This window comes from Mucilaginibacter sp. P1_D10 (assembly GCF_056406215.1).
In genome coordinates this window covers 1-1,030 of record NZ_JBFUAP010000049.1, presented here as the reverse complement: position 1 = coordinate 1,030, position 1,030 = coordinate 1, and the positions used below count along the sequence as shown (strand labels likewise).

1 protein-coding gene is annotated in these 1,030 nt (G+C 43.9%); it reads left to right on the top strand.

Annotation, left to right across the window (positions count from 1 at the left end; translation table 11 throughout):
• Nucleotides 1–579: 579 nt before the first annotated feature.
• A complete protein-coding gene (gene rpsT / locus AC1DYT_RS26700; RefSeq protein ID WP_067190882.1) occupies nt 580–834 on the top strand; it encodes a 30S ribosomal protein S20 in 255 nt (84 codons plus the stop codon).
• Nucleotides 835–1,030 lie beyond the last annotated feature (196 nt).

Genomic DNA, 1,030 nt, shown 5'->3' with positions numbered 1-1,030 from the left:
GATGACCAATGGTACAGAGTTCGTAGAAAAAGGGATACAAGACTATGAGAACAGGTTACAAGAACAAAAAAGAAAGCAACTTGAAAAAATGGCAGTGCAGTTCAATATGCAGCTAGTTCCTGTGTAAAAAGAGAATGTGTCCTCAGGATTGGAAGGGTTTAGCCACGGTGTGGTGGACCGGAGCGCGGGGTAAGGGGCCGGAGCGCAGCGTAGCCCTGCAAAGCACGGGCCGAAGGCAACGCCATGATGGTGAATGTTTGATTAGGAGAGTGATTGAAAGTCGCCAGCGCGTTTTTCATACCAAATATCTCGCAGATAAAACCACTCACCCAATCAACTACTCAACAATCAACCATCATTCGTCCGTCCGTTTTGGCGAGCGGAATTATACGGACAGGCCGATAAACACCACGTTTTTTCTGCGGATGGTGTTGTACAGGGCGTTTTTGGGGATGCTTATAGCAATTGGATAGCAAACTTTCCCGTTAATCGAAAAATAATATCAACACTCTTGCAAATTAAAATTTATCAACCTATATTTGCACCTCTAAAAATAAAGAAAGAATAACACGCTGAACGATGGCAAATCATAAATCATCCTTAAAAAGAATCAGGTCAAACGCTGCGAAGCGTCTGCGCAATAGGTACCAGGCAAAAACCACCAGGAACGCTATTAAAAAATTAAGAGGCACTACCACTAAGGTTGATGCTACACCTCTATTGTCGAAAGTTATCTCGATGCTGGATCGTTTGGCTAAAAAGAACGTTATTCACAAAAACAAAGCTTCTAACAATAAATCGAAGCTTACCAAATTTGTAAACGCTTTAAGCTAATCGCTTAACACGATATATTAAAAAGGGATAATGCAGAAGCGTTATCCCTTTTTTTGTGTGCGCCCGGCACGGGCGCAAGCTATAGGGTGAGAGTCCCGAACGCGCCTTGATAGTGGGAAGCGTTAACCAAAAGCAAGGGTGTCGTGGGTGACTGCGAATCTGAAGGAAGCTGGCGGTAAATCTCTGGCCTGACGAA